16 protein-coding genes and 1 tRNA gene are annotated in these 15,465 nt (G+C 68.3%); 8 read left to right on the plus strand and 9 right to left on the minus strand.

All coding sequences use genetic code 11. The annotated features are described in order from the left end of the window. Nucleotides 1-18: 18 nt before the first annotated feature. Nucleotides 19-642 carry a hypothetical protein gene (locus AB0F44_RS25260; protein WP_357359412.1) on the minus strand — a complete coding sequence of 208 codons (624 nt, stop codon included), beginning with the start codon at nt 640-642 and terminating at the stop codon, nt 19-21. Nucleotides 643-720: 78 nt separating this feature from the next. Between AB0F44_RS25260 and AB0F44_RS25265 the strand changes: the two genes are divergently transcribed. Continuing rightward, the gene (locus tag AB0F44_RS25265; RefSeq protein ID WP_357359414.1) at nt 721-2,151 is read left to right on the plus strand and encodes a PLP-dependent aminotransferase family protein; all 1,431 of its coding nucleotides are present in this window, start codon (nt 721-723) and stop codon (nt 2,149-2,151) included. Between the two features lie 6 nt (nt 2,152-2,157). Here the strand turns inward: AB0F44_RS25265 and AB0F44_RS25270 are convergent, their stop codons facing one another. Beyond that, nucleotides 2,158-3,222: a DUF1152 domain-containing protein gene (locus AB0F44_RS25270; RefSeq protein WP_357359416.1), complete on the minus strand. Its 1,065-nt coding sequence runs from the start codon at nt 3,220-3,222 to the stop codon at nt 2,158-2,160. 114 nt (nt 3,223-3,336) lie between these two features. On the opposite strand from AB0F44_RS25270, the gene AB0F44_RS25275 reads away from it, so the two are divergent. Next, nucleotides 3,337-4,962 carry a long-chain fatty acid--CoA ligase gene (locus AB0F44_RS25275; RefSeq protein ID WP_357359418.1) on the plus strand — a complete coding sequence of 542 codons (1,626 nt, stop codon included), beginning with the start codon at nt 3,337-3,339 and terminating at the stop codon, nt 4,960-4,962. A 9-nt stretch (nt 4,963-4,971) separates the two neighbouring features. Here the strand turns inward: AB0F44_RS25275 and AB0F44_RS25280 are convergent, their stop codons facing one another. From AB0F44_RS25280 to AB0F44_RS25295, 4 genes are all read right to left on the minus strand, one after another. Further along, the gene (locus AB0F44_RS25280) at nt 4,972-7,743 is read right to left on the minus strand and encodes a BTAD domain-containing putative transcriptional regulator (RefSeq protein WP_357359419.1); all 2,772 of its coding nucleotides are present in this window, start codon (nt 7,741-7,743) and stop codon (nt 4,972-4,974) included. Between the two features lie 88 nt (nt 7,744-7,831). Further along, nucleotides 7,832-8,416, minus strand: a complete 585-nt coding sequence (locus AB0F44_RS25285) for a hypothetical protein (protein ID WP_357359421.1) — start codon at nt 8,414-8,416, stop codon at nt 7,832-7,834. A gap of 131 nt (nt 8,417-8,547) precedes the next feature. Then, nucleotides 8,548-8,814 (minus strand): transcriptional regulator, encoded by a 267-nt coding sequence (locus tag AB0F44_RS25290; RefSeq protein WP_357359423.1) that lies wholly within the window; start codon nt 8,812-8,814, stop codon nt 8,548-8,550. Between the two features lie 9 nt (nt 8,815-8,823). Beyond that, nucleotides 8,824-9,204 carry an MmcQ/YjbR family DNA-binding protein gene (locus AB0F44_RS25295; RefSeq protein WP_357359425.1) on the minus strand — a complete coding sequence of 127 codons (381 nt, stop codon included), beginning with the start codon at nt 9,202-9,204 and terminating at the stop codon, nt 8,824-8,826. Between the two features lie 76 nt (nt 9,205-9,280). On the opposite strand from AB0F44_RS25295, the gene AB0F44_RS25300 reads away from it, so the two are divergent. The 6 genes from AB0F44_RS25300 to AB0F44_RS25325 all read left to right on the plus strand — a co-directional run bounded on the left by AB0F44_RS25300 (nt 9,281) and on the right by AB0F44_RS25325 (nt 13,302). Next, nucleotides 9,281-9,739, plus strand: coding sequence for a MarR family transcriptional regulator (locus AB0F44_RS25300; protein ID WP_357359427.1), 459 nt, complete (start codon nt 9,281-9,283; stop codon nt 9,737-9,739). A 2-nt stretch (nt 9,740-9,741) separates the two neighbouring features. Beyond that, nucleotides 9,742-10,164 carry a hypothetical protein gene (locus tag AB0F44_RS25305; RefSeq protein WP_357359429.1) on the plus strand — a complete coding sequence of 141 codons (423 nt, stop codon included), beginning with the start codon at nt 9,742-9,744 and terminating at the stop codon, nt 10,162-10,164. A gap of 10 nt (nt 10,165-10,174) precedes the next feature. Then, the gene (locus tag AB0F44_RS25310; protein WP_357359431.1) at nt 10,175-11,752 is read left to right on the plus strand and encodes an NAD(P)/FAD-dependent oxidoreductase; all 1,578 of its coding nucleotides are present in this window, start codon (nt 10,175-10,177) and stop codon (nt 11,750-11,752) included. Nucleotides 11,753-11,848: 96 nt separating this feature from the next. After that, nucleotides 11,849-11,921, plus strand: a tRNA-Lys gene (locus AB0F44_RS25315). A 198-nt stretch (nt 11,922-12,119) separates the two neighbouring features. Then, entirely contained in the window at nt 12,120-13,001 is an 882-nt protein-coding gene (locus tag AB0F44_RS25320; protein WP_357359433.1) for a hypothetical protein, read from the plus strand. Further along, nucleotides 12,976-13,302, plus strand: a complete 327-nt coding sequence (locus tag AB0F44_RS25325; protein WP_357359435.1) for a hypothetical protein — start codon at nt 12,976-12,978, stop codon at nt 13,300-13,302. The genes AB0F44_RS25320 and AB0F44_RS25325 overlap by 26 nt, the downstream gene beginning before the upstream one ends. Here AB0F44_RS25325 and AB0F44_RS25330 read toward each other — a convergent pair. The 3 genes from AB0F44_RS25330 to AB0F44_RS25340 form a co-directional block, all read right to left on the minus strand. Then, nucleotides 13,299-14,459 (minus strand): tyrosine-type recombinase/integrase, encoded by a 1,161-nt coding sequence (locus AB0F44_RS25330; RefSeq protein ID WP_357359437.1) that lies wholly within the window; start codon nt 14,457-14,459, stop codon nt 13,299-13,301. The genes AB0F44_RS25325 and AB0F44_RS25330 overlap by 4 nt on opposite strands. Beyond that, nucleotides 14,456-14,665 carry a helix-turn-helix domain-containing protein gene (locus AB0F44_RS25335; protein ID WP_357359439.1) on the minus strand — a complete coding sequence of 70 codons (210 nt, stop codon included), beginning with the start codon at nt 14,663-14,665 and terminating at the stop codon, nt 14,456-14,458. Before AB0F44_RS25335 ends, AB0F44_RS25330 begins: the two co-directional genes overlap by 4 nt. Nucleotides 14,666-14,945: 280 nt before the next feature. Next, nucleotides 14,946-15,465: DUF3631 domain-containing protein (locus AB0F44_RS25340; RefSeq protein WP_357359441.1), on the minus strand; the 520-nt coding region annotated here is incomplete at its 5' end.

Here is a 15,465-nt window from a genome sequence, read left to right on the forward strand (position 1 = left end):
AAATTCGTGTGGGTTAAATCATGCACTCGCGCGTGTTTCGGCGGCGACCGCCGCGGCGGCCGCCCGCCCGGCGTACATCGTCCGGAAGAACGGCAGCGTGCGGTGCACCATCGGACCGATGAGCAGCGCCTCGGCGACCGTGCCGATGCCGACCATTCCGCCGAGGAGCCAGCCGATCGCCAGGACGGTGATCTCGACGCCCGCACGGCAGAGCCAGACCGGGGCGCCGGTCCGCTCGTGCAGGCCGGTCATCAGGCCGTCGCGCGGGCCCGGGCCGAGGCCGGGCGCGATGTAGATCCCGGTCGCCGCGGCCAGCAGGAGCAGGCCGCCGGTGAAGAGCGCGACCTGGGGCATCAGCTCCGTCGGTTGGGGAAGCAGCCAGAGGCCGATCTCCGCCGAGGTGCCGACGAGCAGGACGTTCAGCACGGTGCCGACGCCGGGCCGTTGCCGCAGCGGGATCCAGAGCAGCAGGACGACCAGCCCGATCAGGTTGGTCATCATCCCGAAGGAGATCCCGGTGATCTCGACGAGTCCCGATGCCAGCGTGTTCCAGGGCGCCAGGCCCAGCGAGCCCTGCACGAGCATGGCGAGTGCGATGCCGTAGAGGAAGAGTCCAGTTATCAACCAGGAGAGCGACTTCACAGAGAGATCCTTCACGATGGCAAAGCCAATCACGGGTCCAATCGAAGGTAAAGAAGCCAATCGCGGTAAGGTGGCCTCATGCCTCGCGGAAGAATCGGTGCCACTGCGCTCGCTGGCCTGCTCGGTCAGTGGCAAGGTGAAGGCCCGGCGTACGAGAACCTCGCCGAACGGATCCAGCTGCTGCTGATCGACGGACGACTCTCCGCCGACGTACGTCTCCCCTCCGAGCGCGAGCTCTCCGAGCGGCTGACGCTGAGCCGCACCACGATCACGGCCGCCTACCGGCGACTGCGCGAGCACGGCTACGCGCTGAGCGTCCAGGGGTCGGGTACGACGACGAAGCTCCCACCCACAGCACCTGACTCGTTCACCGAAGGCGGCGAGATCGACCTGGTCAGAGCCACTCTGCCGGCCACCCGGCGGCTGCCGGAGGCCGCCGTCGAGGCGACCCGACGGCTGGCCGACCACATGACCGGACCCGGCTACACGTTGTGGGGCATCGAGGAGCTCCGCGCCGAGATCGCGGCTCGCTACACCGATCGCGGTCTGCCGACCGATCCCGACCAGATCATGGTGACCACCGGCGGCCAGAGCGCGATCGCGCTGCTCGCCCGCACCGTGATCAGCCGCGGCGACCGGGCCTACGCGGAGAGCCCGTCCTACCCCAACGCGTACGACGCCCTGAGCCTCGCCGGCGCCCGGATCATCACGAGTCCGGTAACCACCGACGCCGGCTGGGACATGCCCGCGATGGAGGCGGCCATCTCCCGGACCACCCCCGTGATGGCGTACGTCATGCCCGACTTCCACAACCCGACGTCTCGCTCGATGTCGACCGAGGACCGGCTCCGACTGCTGCACGCCGCGGCGAAGGTCGACACCCTCCTCGTGGCCGACGACACCACCGCCGAGCTGAACATCGACCGACCTCACACCTTCCCGCCGCTGGCCGCGATGGCCGGCGAGCACGGGGCCCGCGTCGTCCACATCGGCTCGGCGAGCAAGATGCTGTGGGGCGGGCTGCGGGTCGGCTGGATCCGCGCCGACCCGGTGCTGCTGACCCAGATCGCCAGCGGACGCTCCGCCACCGACCTCGGCACCCCGATCTGGGAGCAGCTGGTCACCACGATCCTGTTCCGGCACCTCCCCGAGATCCTGCGCGAGCGAGCCGACCAGCTCGCCGCCGGCCGTGCGGCGCTCTACCACGCGATGCGGGAGCACCTTCCTGACTGGGAGCTGCCGCCGCGCATTGACGGTGGTCTCTCCGCCTGGGTCGGCCTGCCCGCGCCGGTCAGCTCCCAGCTCACCCTCGCCGCCAGACCCCACGGGCTGCTCGTCACCGCCGGGCCCCGGTTCGGGGTCGATGGCGCGTACGAGCGTCACCTGCGGCTGGCGATCACGCCCCGGCCCGAGCTCGTCCGCCGCGGAGTCGAGATCCTCGCCGAGGTCTGGCCGCGCGCCGCCTCCACGCCCGCCCTGGCCCTCACCACCTCCGAGGCCGTCGTCTGAGCGGTCTCAGCCCCGCGCGAGCGCTTCCAAGGCCCACAGCCCGAGCCCGTCGAAGCGCGCCGTCTCGTAGCTGGGTACGTCCCCGCTCGTCGCCTCCAGAAGGCGGCGGGTGGTGATGTGTGAAGCCCCGCGGGCGAGGCTCGCGTTCGCGATGTCGGCAGCGGTCACGGTCCGCGACGGGATCTCGCGACGCTCCCTCGCCCGTCGCCGCTCGTAGTCGAGCTCGTCGACGGTGATGCCGCGGATGATCGTCTCGGCGCTCCCCAGGGAGCGGGTGTTGATCAGCGCCTCGGCGAGCGGGAAGGCGTACGTCTCGACGACATCGAGGCGCCACACGGTGGCACTCATCTCGCTCACCGGGACCGGAGTCTGTCCTCGCCTCATCTCCACGGCACCTCGAAGGCCGCGCGCGGCGGCCGCGGCCAGCGTCGTCGCCTCGGTGGGGTGCCAGGCGAGCGAGTCGCTGACCAGGTCCACATCCGCGGTTCCCAGCGTTCCCGCATGACGCGCGCCGAGCCCGCCGAGGATGGCGATCACCTGCTCTCCGGGGATCTCTCCGTCCACACCGGGGCCGACGACGGCGAGCCGCACCGGCAGATCGCTGCGCAACGCAGCGGCCAGCGTCAGCGAGTCGGCCAACGGGCTCAGCAGGCCGGGCTCGTCGCCTCGCCCGACCACGTCGCCACCGACATCGACGACCGTGAGCGAGTCGGCGCCGAGGGCCCGGGCGAGATGCTGGAGCTGCTGAGCGAGCCCGACCGCACCGTCGGAGAGGTCGTGCAGGAAGAGGCGCGCGGCGACGTCACCGGCCAGCCGCGGCAGGACGGACCGGCCCGGAGGAAGGGTGTCGGTCGTGGTCGATATCTCTGCCCGGACGCCGTCGACCAGGCGGAGTCCGACGAAGTCGCCCCGCGAGCGCGGGCCCGGGACCGGGTCGATGCGAAGCCGTTCCCAGGCGCAGGTCGAGACGAGCACGTCGCCGTCGTCCATCTCGGGCTCGAGGACCCGGCGCGCCAGAAGCACGCCGAGCGCATCACCCCCACCACCGGCCGCGACGAAGAGAGTGCTCACGCAGTCGATTCTGACCGCTGCGCATCCGGCGCGCCACAGGTCGACCGCATCGCCTGGCAAGAAGTTCGCGCGAACTCGTTGTGACCCACGCCACGTTGGGTAACGATGTGCAGCATGCAAGGACTGATCCAAGACGCACCGCTGACCATCGACACGATCATCCGGCGCGCCGAGCGCGTCTTCCCGACGCGGGAGATCGTCACCAAGACCGCCACAGGTCTGGAGCGCAACACGTTCAAGGACCTGGCCGTGGAGGTACGCAAGCAGGCCACTGTCCTCGACCGGCTCGGCATCTCCGAGGACGGCCGGGTGGCGAGCTTCGCGTGGAACACCCTGCGCCACCTCGCGCTCTACTACTCCGTCCCCTGCACCGGCAGGGTGCTGCACACCGGAAACATCCGCTACTTCCCCGAGCAGCTCGTCTACACCTTCAACCACGCCGAGGACGAGGCCGTCTTCGTGGACCGGTCGCTGCTCGGTCTGCTGGCTCCGCTCCTCCCCCAGCTGACCACGCTCAAGCACGTCGTCGTGATGGACGACGGGGCGCCGACCCCGCTCCCCGACGACCCGCGAGTCGTCTCCTACGAGGAGCTGATGGCCGACGCCGAGGAGGCGGTGATCGAGGGCCGCGTCACCGACGAGCGCACCGCCGCCGGGATCTGCTACACCTCCGGCACCACCGGCAACCCGAAGGGCGTCGTCTACACCCATCGCTCGCAGTACCTGCACGCGCTGGCCTCCCTGGCCGGCACGCTGTTCGGCACCAACGACCGCGACCGGGTGCTGCCGGTGGTGCCGTTCTTCCACGCCAACGGCTGGGGCTTCGCCCACTCCTCGCTGCTGGCCGGCGCCAACCTGATCCTGCCCGGCCCCGACCTCTCGCCCGCCGGCATCATCAAGCTCCTCGAGGCCGAGAAGGTGACGATCGCGGCCGGCGTACCCACGATCTGGATGGGCATGGTCCCGCTCCTGAAGGACGCCGACCTCTCCTCGCTGCGCGTGGTCATCTGCGGGGGCTCCGCGGTGCCGAAGTCGCTCTCCGAGGCCTGGCGCGAGGCGATCGGCCTGCCGATCACCCAGGCCTGGGGCATGACCGAGATGTCGCCGCTCGGCAGCGTGTACAACGAGCGCGCCGAGATCACCGACCTCTCCGAGGAGGAGAAGGCCGACTACCGTACGTCTCCTGGCATCCCCGCCGTCGGCGTGGAGCTCCGCATCGTGGAGCCCGGGACGACCGACGAGCTTCCCTGGGACGGCGAGACGACCGGCGAGCTCGAGTGCCGCGGCCCGTGGATCGCGTCGGGCTACTACAAGGTCGACGCACCGACCTCCTTCTCCCCCGACGGCTGGCTGCGCACCGGTGACATCGCCGCGATCGACCCGCTGGGCTACGTACGCATCGTCGACCGCACCAAGGACCTGGTGAAGTCCGGTGGCGAGTGGATCTCGACCGTCGCGATCGAGAACCTCATCATGGGCCACCCGAGCATCGCCGAGGCTGCCGTCGTGGCGGTTGCGCACCCGAAGTGGGGCGAGCGGCCGTTGGCCTTCGCGGTGGTCAAGGACGGCGAGTCGGTGACCAAGGAGGAGCTGCTCGGCTACCTGGCCGACAACCTGGGCAAATGGCAGGTCCCCGACGACGTGGTCTTCATCGACGAGGTGCCCAAGACCTCGGTCGGGAAGTTCTCCAAGAAGACCCTGCGCGAGGAGTACGCCGACTACAAGCTGCCCACCGCGTAGCCAGAACGATCAGCCCAGCTGCGCGAGGATCGAGGCCGACTCGACCCTCGCGCAGCGGGCGTCCTCGTCCTTGCCGAGGGCGGCGCGGGCTTCGGCCAGGTGGCCGAGCGCGTCGGCCAGACCAGGCAGGTCACCGGCGGCACGGAGCTTGGTCACGGCCTCCTCGAAGTGACCGGCAGCCTCGTCGACAGAGCCGAGCTGCTGGTGGATCCAGCCGATGGTGGCGATGACGTTGCCCTCGCTGCGGTAGCCGGGCGCCACCCGGCGCAGCTCCGCGAGCGCCGCCTCGCAGTGGCGGAGCCCGGCCTCGTAGGCACCGTTGAGGGCCTCGTAGAGACCCAGCCGCCCGGTCGTCCAGGCCGCCCGGATCGGGTCGCCCGCGCGAGCGAAGACCTCCGCCGCCCGAGCCGCGTACACGGCAGCCCCGGCATGATCGCCGGAGGCCGTGGCCACCGTGGCCAGCCGGTGCAGGGTCTTTCCTTCGCCCACCAGGTCGGCGGACTCCATGGCCAGGTCGAGGGCCCGGCCCAGGTGTTCGAGAGCGTCGTCGACCCGGCCCAGCCGCCCGCAGGCCGCCCCGGCGGCGCGATGCATGACTCCGAGCCCCGCAGGGTCGCCGCCCTGGGAGACGCTGCGGCGCACACCCGGGAGCGCGGCCTCGGCCAGCGCGGCGAGCTCGATCCAGCGTCCCTGGAGGTCGAGCAGGCGCTCGAGGGCGCCGACGAGCAGCACGATCCGATCGGGTGCGATCCCGCGGGCGACGGCGACGTCGATCACCCGGGAGATCACCGGCAGCTGGCTGCCGATCCAGGCCAGTGCCTCGACGCTGTCTCCGACGATCTCGGGGGTGACCCCCTCGAGCATCGGCTCCAGCGCATCGAGGTGGCGCTGGTGCGGGTCGTAGGCGCTGTGCACCGCCCGGGCGCTGAAGACGTAGTGGTCGATCATGCGCAGCTCGGCGGCCTCGCGGACCTCGTCGGGCTCGTGGGTGGCGAGGTCGGCGGCGTACTCCCGGAGCAGGTCGTGCAGCACGAACCGACCGGGCGCGACCTCGGTCAGCAGGTTGGCCTCGGTGAGCTCGTCGAGCAGGCGTCGGGCCCGCACGCGGGAGATCCCGGCCAGGCTGGCCGCGGCCACGCAGGTGAGCGTCGGCCCGGGATGCAGGCCGATCAGCCGGAACAGCTCGGCCGCGGCATCGGGCAGGTGCTGGACCGACCACGAGAAGGTCGCCCGGAGGTCACCCCGCCCGCCGCCGAACCCGTCGAGGCGGGACTCGCCGAGCTCCTCGGCCAGGTCGGCGAGGGAGTAGGCCGGACGGATCGCCGCCCGGGCGGCTACGACCGACAGGGTCAAGGGCAGCGAGGCGCACAGCTCGATGATCCGCTCCACGGCCTCCGGCTCGGCCAGGAGTCGGTCCTTGCCGAGCCGCCCGGCCAGCAGCTCATAGGCCTCGGCGTCGTCGAGCAGGCCCAGCTCCATCGGTCTCGCGCCGGCCTCCGCGACCAGGCCGGAGAGCCTGTTTCGGCTGGTCACCAGGGTCACGCACCCCGGGCTGCCGGGGATCAGGCTGCGTACCTGCTCGCTGTCGCGGGCGTTGTCGAGCACGAGCAGCACCCGCTTGCCGGCGAGCTTGCTGCGGAGCAGCCCTGCCCGGCCGTCGATGTCCTGGGGCTGACGGGAGCGCTCCACCCCGAACGCCTCGAGCACCACGCCGAGCGCATCCAGCGGATCGAGGGCGTCGCACGGGTCGAAGCCGCGCAGGTTCACGAACACCTGTCCGTCCGGGAAACGGGTAGCGGTCCGATGCGACCAGTAGAGCGCCAGGGTCGTCTTGCCGATCCCCGCCGTGCCCGCGATCGCCGAGATCACGACAGCCCCGCCATCGTCCTTCGCCACCAGCTCGTCCAGCATCGTCAGATGGTCCTCGCGGCCGGCGAAGGCGGAGACGACCGGCGGCAGCTGGCGCGGCACGATCTCCTCGTACGTCCGTGCCGGCGCGGGCTCGGGATCGTCTCCCTCGAGGATCCGCAGCTGCAGGTCGCGTACGTCCTTGGACGGCTCGACCCCGAGCTCCTCGCGCAGGACGCGGAAGAGTCGCTGGTAGGCGTCCAGGGCTTCCGCCGTACGGCCGGAATGCCACAGCGCCGTCATCAGCAGCAGCCACAGGCCCTCGCGGAGCGGGTTGGCCCGGACGACCGGTCCCAGGTCACCGACCACGGCGGCCTGCCGGCCGAGCGCCAGGTCAGCGGCGGCCCTGGACTCGACGGCGACCAGCCGCAGCTCCTCGAGCCGCGCGGCCTCGGTCGCGATCATCGGCGACTCACCGACCGCGCCGTACGCACCGCCGGTCCACAGCGCCAGCGCAGCATCGAAGAGCATGCTGGCCCGCTCGTGGTCTCCGGCCTCGATCGAGGCACGGCCCTGCTCGACCAGGTCTTCGAAACGAACTTGGTCGATGTCCGCGCCGACCAGCGCATAGCCGTTCGCCCGGCTCTGCAGGTGGCGGCGGTCCTCGCCAAGCGCCCGGCGCAGGTCACGGACGCGCTGGTGAAGCAGGTTCACCCCCGTTGCCGGGGGTGAACCTCTCCACAGCTCATCGACCAGGAGGTCTGACGAGACCGGCGCCCCACGCGCGGACGCCAGCAGGGCGAGCAGAGTCCGCCGCGTACGCGACAGTTTCTGCACCGTGCCGTCGTCACAGACCAACTCGACGGCGCCTAGGACCCGGACCCGCACCACACCTCCAATTGACCACGCAGCATTACGTCCGAGAAGACACATCGTCTCATCACCACAGAGATGGTGACGCGTAATGCCGCCAGAAGGTTGCCTGGAGGCTGGTGCTGAATCCAGATTTAAAGGTTCTGGTTTACGGAACCCGCCACAGGCCGCTCTCGCCGCCCTTGTCGATCTGGAACCCGACCTGCTTGATGTTCACCCCGACCGGAACGACGAACGGCACCAAGGCCGTGCGCTGGTCCCGCGGCTGCAGCCCGAACGGATTCGGGAACACCTCGCCGCCGTCGACCGTCACCGTGCTGGGCTGGCTCTTGTACTTCTTGCCCGAGGCATCGATGACCGTCGTGCCGGTGGCCGGAGTGTCGTTGAAGACCCTCGACCCGGCGTTGATGACCTGGATCTCGACGGCCATCACACGCGACCCCGGCGGGGTCGGGGTGCCGTCTGTGAACGACGTCTCGAAGACGTCCTGCACGATCACCCTCAACAGGATTCCGGGTGCCTCGCCCTTGATGGTGCCCTCAGCCGTCAACCCGAGCTGCTGGTTCTGCTGGATCCTCTCGGTGCTGTCGACGGTGATCACCTTCTTCTCCATCGCGGGGTTCTCAGCGTGGTTGTTGCTGTAGAACCCGTAGTCGATGGAACTGTCCGAACCGCAGCCGACCCCGGCCGCCGCGACGGCTCCCCCGAGGATCAGCATGGCCATACGACGCACACGAACTCCTTCATATGAACTTGTTCCCGACATGAGTAAATCTGTTGCTTCAGATTTACCATGGCAACATGCCGGAGTCCCAGCCGAAGGCCTAGGGTCTAAAGTCCCAATCAGGCGATATCTCCCGGGGTTTATTTCCAGAGCACGAAGTAGTAGACCAGGACCGGAATCACCGGCGCCACGAGAAACCAAGGCGTGACCAGCGGAAGCTTGTTGATCAGACGTACGCCGGCCACTGCACCCGCTCCGAGCAGCACCGAGATCACGAAAAGACCCTCGCGCGCGCCACCTTTGTCGGCGCCGGTCGCACCGAGCGCGGCCATCGCCAGGGAGTGCAGCATCACGACGGAGCAGAGCAGCGAGGAAGCGACGTACCTCTTGACCTGCTCGACATGCACGAGCGGACCCTACTCCGTCGTCACGGCCGGACGCTCGACGAGAGCGGCCAGCTTGACCGGAGCCTGGATGCAGTAGGAGTCGGTCAGCAGCTCGGCGACCTCGTCCCAGTCGGTGTCGTCGTCGAGGATCATCCCGACCACGTTGCCGCCCCAGCCGGCCTTGAAGTAGGGGTGGCCGAGGTGCTCGAAGGCCACCACCTCATCGGGCTCGCCCCGGAACACGATCCGGAAGAGCTGGTCCTCCCCGCCGAAGACGTGCGCGATCGTCGCCTGGCCGACCCGCCAGCGCACCCCGACCCAGGCGTCGTCCTCGAGGCACTTCGGGAACGCGGTGAGGATCTCCCTCAGCCGCACCACCATCGCCTCGGGGACATCAGGACGCTCAGCCATGCTCCCGATCCTGCCAGGCACCACCGACAGCGTTAATTGCTATACATGTTTATGATCAACATGTACGGTTTCTCTCATGAAGAAGCAGACGATCGGATACGTCGCGTGGCGCCTCGCCATGCGTCTGCGGGTGTCGATGGACAGAGCGCTCGCGCCCCTGGGGCTGACCCATGCGCAGTACACGCTCATCGCCTCCCTCCACGGCCTCAGCGCCTCGGAGGCGCCGACCCAGAAGCAGCTGGCCGACCTCACCGGGCTCGAGCCGATGTACGTCTCCAAGCTCGCCCGACAGCTCGAGACGAGGGGCTGGATCGAGCGCGTCCGCGACACCAAGGACACCCGAGCCGTACGCCTCGTCATCACGCCCGAGGGCACCGCGGTGACCCGCAAGGCGATCGCGGTGACCGGGCGGCTGCTCGACCAGCTCACCGCACCGCTCGGCGGCCGCAACAGCCGTCGCGCCGCCGAGGCGCAAGCAGCGCTCGAAGCGATGCTCGCCGCACCCATCGACACCGATCCCACACCTGGAGACTGATCATGACCGTTGCCACGCCCCCACTCACCGGCGCCAACCTGGGCGTCGCCTACTTCGCCCTGCGCAAGAACCTCCTCAACGTGCTCGACGACCACGACCTGACCTTCGAGCAGTCGCTCCTGCTCAACTACCTGCGCCAGGGCGACGCCTCGCGTGCCGATCTGGTCGCGGCGACGGCCGACAACATCAAGATCTCCGCGGCCGAGGTCGAGTCGCATCTCGATGCCGCGATCGCCCGCGGCCTGATCGCCGACGGCCTCACCCTGACCGAGGAGGGTGACCGTCTCCAGCAGCAGATCACCGAGCGTGTCCAGCCGCTGACCAGGTCGTTCTTCGCCGACATCCCGGCCGAGGACCTGGTCGTGACCGCGCGCGTCCTGGCCACCCTCACCGAACGGGCCAACGCCGCTCTGGCCACCTCCTAGTATCGGGGCCATGGCACAGGAGAAGTACGACGTAGTGGTAGCCGGCGGCGGTCACAACGGCCTCACCGCCGCGGCCTATCTCAGCCGGGCGGGCCTCTCGGTCCTGGTGCTCGAGCGGCTCGACCACGTCGGGGGTGCCGCGATCTCGGCGCAGGCGTTCGAGGGCTTCCCGACCCGGCTCTCGCGCTACTCCTACCTGGTCTCGCTGCTCCCCGAGCAGATCCGCACCGACCTCGGGCTCGACATCGAGCTCGCGTCACGGCAGACCGCGTCGTACTCCCCCTACCTCGACGGTTCGCGGGCCACCGGCCTCCTCGTGGAGACGCCCGAGGGCGAGGCGACCGCGGCGAGCTTCCGCGCGGTGACCGGGTCGGACGAGGAGTACGCCGCGTGGCAGTCGTTCTACGACGAGGTCTCCGACCTCGCCCGGGCCGTCGCGCCCACGCTCACCTCTCCGCTTCCCACCGGTGCCGCGATCCGCTCGGAGGTGGGTGCGCCGATCTGGCGTGACATCGTCGAGCGGCCGCTCGGAGAGGCGATCGAGCGCCGCTTCGGCAACGACCTGGTCCGCGGCGTGGTCGCCACCGACGCCCTGATCGGCACCTTCGCGGGCCTCGGCGAGGAGAGCCTGATCCAGAACCGCTGCTTCCTCTACCACCTGATCGGCAACGGGACCGGCGAGTGGCGGGTCCCGGTCGGCGGCATGGGCGCGGTCACCGGGGCGATCGCCAAGGCGGCGTACGCAGGTGGCGCGCAGGTCCTCACCGGCGCGACCGTCACCTCGATCCGCGGTGGTGCCGTCGGCGAGGGCGCCGAGGTCACCTGGACCGACGCCTCCGGCTCCCACACCGTGGCGACCGACTACGTCCTCTCCGGCCTGGCTCCGTACGTCCTCGACGGCCTCCTCGGCCGCACCCCTTCCGCCTCCGACAAGCCGGTGGGTGCCCAGCTCAAGATCAACATGCTCCTCGAGCGCCTCCCCCGGCTGCGCTCCGGCGAGGACCCGAAGGTCGCCTTCGCCGGCACCCTCCACCTCGGCGAGTCCTACTCGGAACTCGAGAAGGCGTACGCCGAAGCAGCCGCCGGCTCGGTGCCGACCGAGATGCCGGGCGAGGTCTACTGCCACTCGCTGACCGACCCCTCCATCCTCGGTGACGTCCCGCCCGGCACCCAGACCCTCACCTACTTCGGCCTGCACGCACCCGCGACCCTCTTCGAGGACCCGGCCACGCGCGAGGAGCGCAAGGCCCAGGCGGTCGAGCGCGCCATCGCCTCCCTGGACCGCCACCTGCTCGACCCGATCTCCTCCGTCGTCGCCCGGACTGTGGATGGCGAGCCGTGCATCGAGGCCAAGATCCCCCAGGAGATCGAGGCCGACCTGGCCATGCCCGGCGGCCACATCTTCCACGGCGACCTCGCCTGGCCCTGGGCCCCCGACGACGCCGACCTGACCACTCCCGCCGCCCGCTGGGGCGTCGCCACCGACGTCGGCACTGTGCTCGTGTGCGGCTCGGGTGCCGTGCGCGGCGGCGCCGTCTCCGGCCTCGGCGGCCACAACGCCGCCCAAGCCGTCCTGGAGCTCCGCTGACCCCGTTGATCCAGCGCAGCCTCGATTTGGGGCGCATCCGAGCCCGCTGCTAATGTTCTTCTCGTCGCCGAGCGCGCCTGACGGGCCGGATGACATGCGCCATTAGCTCAATTGGTAGAGCAGCTGACTCTTAATCAGCGGGTTGTAGGTTCAAGTCCTACATGGCGTACAGGAAATCGGCCCCTCACCTGCACAAACAGGTGGGGGGCCGATTCGTTGGATTTGACGCGGGCATTCAATCGGGCACTCAATCCGCTCCGCAGCAATGTTGACCGCGGGGGCCACAACCTGCGGACTCGCTGGCGCCACTCCTACCGCCTCGCCTGATCCCCAGCGAGGCCCGCTGCCCAGTCCTATGCTGACCACCATGGATCGCGAGTCAACCCAAACTGCCGCGCTGGCCAATGCCGCTGCCCAAGCGGCCAAGTTGCGCGCTCTCATGTCAGTCGATCTGCCGCGACCGCCAGCAACATCCCTCTACGACGCCCTTCATAGAGACTCCGACGCCTATCGGGGCACGGAAGCGCCAGTCGAATCCCCTCGAAAAATTCGACGGGTCAGACGTGCCATATTCGTCGGCGTACTCTTCGCCTTGCTTGCGATCCTTGCTGTCCTGTCAACAGGAGCAACGATCCGCGTCATAGACCCGGCCCTTGAATTCACGAGCACCATTGGGGTCGGGTCTATAACAGCCGCAGTTACACTGGGCCTGTGGCTCCATTTCTTGTTTTCCCCTGCGTTGACGTGGCTCGAATATTGGGGAAGCGACGACATCCGCGAGCGGCGGGAATCTTCTAACTCCGCTAATCTTCCAGGAGTCGTTCTGATCGCCATTTTGATTGCCGCTGTTGGAGTCTTCTTTCAATCAACCTATGCGGACAATCCGATGGTTAGGTTCGGCGCCGCAGCAGGAATACTTCTCACTCTCCTCGGGTATTTCGACTACGTCTTTGCAGATATTCGAAAGAAGCGCTTGACTCGCGAGCGGCTGAACCAAACGATCTCCGTCGCCGTGCATAGCAAGGAACTTGCCCGGACCCTTGTAGAGATCGGCGACGCCCACACACTGGCCAGGCACGGAGAACTGCTAATTGAAGCGGTAACCCTCCTGAGATACCTCGGCGCATTCTCGGAGGCCGAACTTCTCGAAGTGTCAATTCCTCCAAACGTGCAGTCCGCACGAGATATGACTCACCGAGAGCTGACGGCATTGCGTTGGGAGCGTGGCGATAGCCGTGGCCTGGTATAGCTTGGGCGAATTCAAACGCTCGATTGCATTATTGGTCGCTGGAGGCGCGATCACGCTAGCTACCGGCGCTGGCGGCGCGATCACCGACTGGGCCATTCCCAACGAAACTGCCCCAATTCAGTGCGCTAGCGAGTATGAGAAATACGGCAACATCATCGAGAAATACCCGAACGCCGAGGTCCACCAAGAGAAGAATTCTCCAGTTCAGGGCGAGTGCGATATAAACAAGTTTGTTGACTCAATACGGAAGCCGCGTCCCAACGAGGGCGCGGCTCCCGAGACCACTGGAAGTGGAGATTAGACAGCGTCTTCCGACTGTGACCGGTACAAGCCGTCGAGGTGCAGCACGGCACCATTCACAACCTTGCGACCCATGTAGACGTCCTGGGTCATCGAGGGCCGCGCGTGGCCGAGCTGGTCGGCAATCTGGCGAGCCGTCATCCCGCGCTCGTCCAGCACGGTCGCCACCGTCTTCCGGGCGGTGTGAGAGGTGAGCCAGCCGAACACCTTCCCCCGCACCTTCCTGATATCGCGGCCGACGTTGCTCCGGTCACGCCAGGTGCCAACGGCGTTCGGGAAGACGGGCGCGGAGAGGTCCTGTCCGACGTACCGGTCAGCCAACATCGACCGACACCACTCGGGCACTTGGAGGATGCGATCGGACGTCACCGACTTGGTCGTCTTGCGGACCAGGCCGACGCCCTTCACGTAGACGATCGTCCCGTCGAAGACGATGACGCCGGTCGCCAGGTTGACGTCACACCAGCGGAGCGCGAGCGCCTCACCGATCCGGACACCGGTCGCGAACAGCAGGCGCAGCAGGTCGGGCAGATCCTTCCGCGTGGCGTACTCGCTCTCATCGAGCATGTCGAGGAAGGTGTGTACCTCCTCCTCGCTCAAAGCCCGGGCGGCCTTCTTGCGGCCCTGCTCGATGCGGCCGACGTCGCGCACGGGGTTCACCCGCAGGACGTCGCGGCGCATCAGCAGCCCGCATGTTCCTGAGAGCACGGTCCGGCAGGTCTTCGCCGTTGAGTAGCCCTTGGTCCGGTGGGTCTTGGTCAGGAATGCGTCGAGCCGTCCTGTCGTCAGCTCTGAGAGGCGCAGATCGCCGATGGCAGGAATGACGTGCTTCTCCGCGTGGGTCACGTAGGCGTCGTATGTCGTCGGCGACCGCGAACCACGCTCGACCAGGTCCTTGACCTCTTCGAGGTAATCGCTCACCGCGACCTCGAAGCGAGTGCTCGGCTTGTACACCCCACCACCGACCGCGAGGGCCTTATCGACATTGGCCCGCGCGGCCTTCTTCGCGGCCGTCTCCGTCTTGCGGGTCGCCTTTCCTCGCCGGGGAGCGCCCGAGTGATCCCGGTAGTACTGGATCGCCAGCCAGCGCCCGTCCTCCTGCTGGGTGGCCGAGACCTCGGCGCGCTCCCCCGGCTCAAGTCGTTCGTACCTACTCAAGACGCAACTCCGATCGGCAGGGCCTCCACCCACGCCCGGACCTCGTCCGGCACGTAGCGCACGTACTTTCCGACTCGGCGGCTGGCCGGGCCTCGCCCGGCAGAGCGCCAGGCGTAGAGCGTGGCGACGGGTACGCCGAGGTACTCGCTCACATCGCTGATCGTCCAGAGCCTTTCGAGCTTCTCGACAGCCTTCTTGCCACTCATCGGTTCGAGTCCTTCCGGTCGGTCGAGCGGGTTGGGAGGGGGTAAGTCGTACCAGCCGTACCAGCCGTACCGAACACGTGTTTAGGCTGGTCAGATGCTGTTTTGGGGTGGTACGGCTTTGGTACGGCTGGTACGGCTTGGGAAATTTGGTACGGCTTTGGTACGGGCCGATTTTTCAAGCCGTACCACCTGAAATCGCGGTCCGACCTGGGGAAACACCGTCGTGGTACGGCTGGTACGGCTGGTACGGCTTGTGCCCCCATACCCGTCGTTGCGGTGCTCATCGGTGGGCCTCCTCCGGGTCACAGGTCGGGTGGGTTTGGGTGCCGTCGTCGTGGGTCATCGGCAGGTGGCACACGACGCAGGTTGGGGTGGTGCAGTAGCGAGCCCAGGCGTCGGCGAACGTGGTGCGGCGGTACCCCTTGGCCTGAGTGCCCGCGAACCGGATGGTGTCGGAGCGGATGTCGAAGTCACGCAGCAGGAATCCGAGCTTCATCGCGGTCAGACCGCCGTTCTGGTAGGTCGCCCAGGGGGCCTCAGGGTCCGCGTGGAGCCGTTCGAGAAGAACCGTGGTCGGCAGTGCCTCAGCGTCACCGAACGCGGCCTTGCAGTCGGTCAGGAGACGGGTCTGCAGGGTGGTCTGGGCGTTGGCGTCGCGGGTCTCGGTCAACGTGATGCACGCGTCTCGGGCAATGTCGGGCCAGACACCTCCGGCGAGGTCGGCCAGGGCGATCAGGGGCTCCCAGGTGTCGGCGGCGCGGTCCTCGACCGGCATCTCAGGCATGGCGGTGCCGAGGTGA

It is taken from the genome of Nocardioides sp. NPDC023903 (genome assembly GCF_040639295.1).
GTDB lineage: Bacteria > Actinomycetota > Actinomycetes > Propionibacteriales > Nocardioidaceae > Nocardioides.

What these genes read in the sequence shown, in the direction of transcription:
- AB0F44_RS25305 (WP_357359429.1), top strand. Translation starts at nt 9,742, where the DNA reads ATGACCGTTGCCACGCCCCCACTCACCGGCGCCAACCTGGGCGTCGCC.
- AB0F44_RS25335 (WP_357359439.1), bottom strand. Translation starts at nt 14,665, where the DNA reads ATGAGTGGCAAGAAGGCTGTCGAGAAGCTCGAAAGGCTCTGGACGATC.
- AB0F44_RS25310 (WP_357359431.1), top strand. Translation starts at nt 10,175, where the DNA reads ATGGCACAGGAGAAGTACGACGTAGTGGTAGCCGGCGGCGGTCACAAC.
- AB0F44_RS25320 (WP_357359433.1), top strand. Translation starts at nt 12,120, where the DNA reads ATGGATCGCGAGTCAACCCAAACTGCCGCGCTGGCCAATGCCGCTGCC.
- AB0F44_RS25280 (WP_357359419.1), bottom strand. Translation starts at nt 7,743, where the DNA reads ATGTGTCTTCTCGGACGTAATGCTGCGTGGTCAATTGGAGGTGTGGTG.
- AB0F44_RS25275 (WP_357359418.1), top strand. Translation starts at nt 3,337, where the DNA reads ATGCAAGGACTGATCCAAGACGCACCGCTGACCATCGACACGATCATC.
- AB0F44_RS25265 (WP_357359414.1), top strand. Translation starts at nt 721, where the DNA reads ATGCCTCGCGGAAGAATCGGTGCCACTGCGCTCGCTGGCCTGCTCGGT.
- AB0F44_RS25300 (WP_357359427.1), top strand. Translation starts at nt 9,281, where the DNA reads ATGAAGAAGCAGACGATCGGATACGTCGCGTGGCGCCTCGCCATGCGT.
- AB0F44_RS25295 (WP_357359425.1), bottom strand. Translation starts at nt 9,204, where the DNA reads ATGGCTGAGCGTCCTGATGTCCCCGAGGCGATGGTGGTGCGGCTGAGG.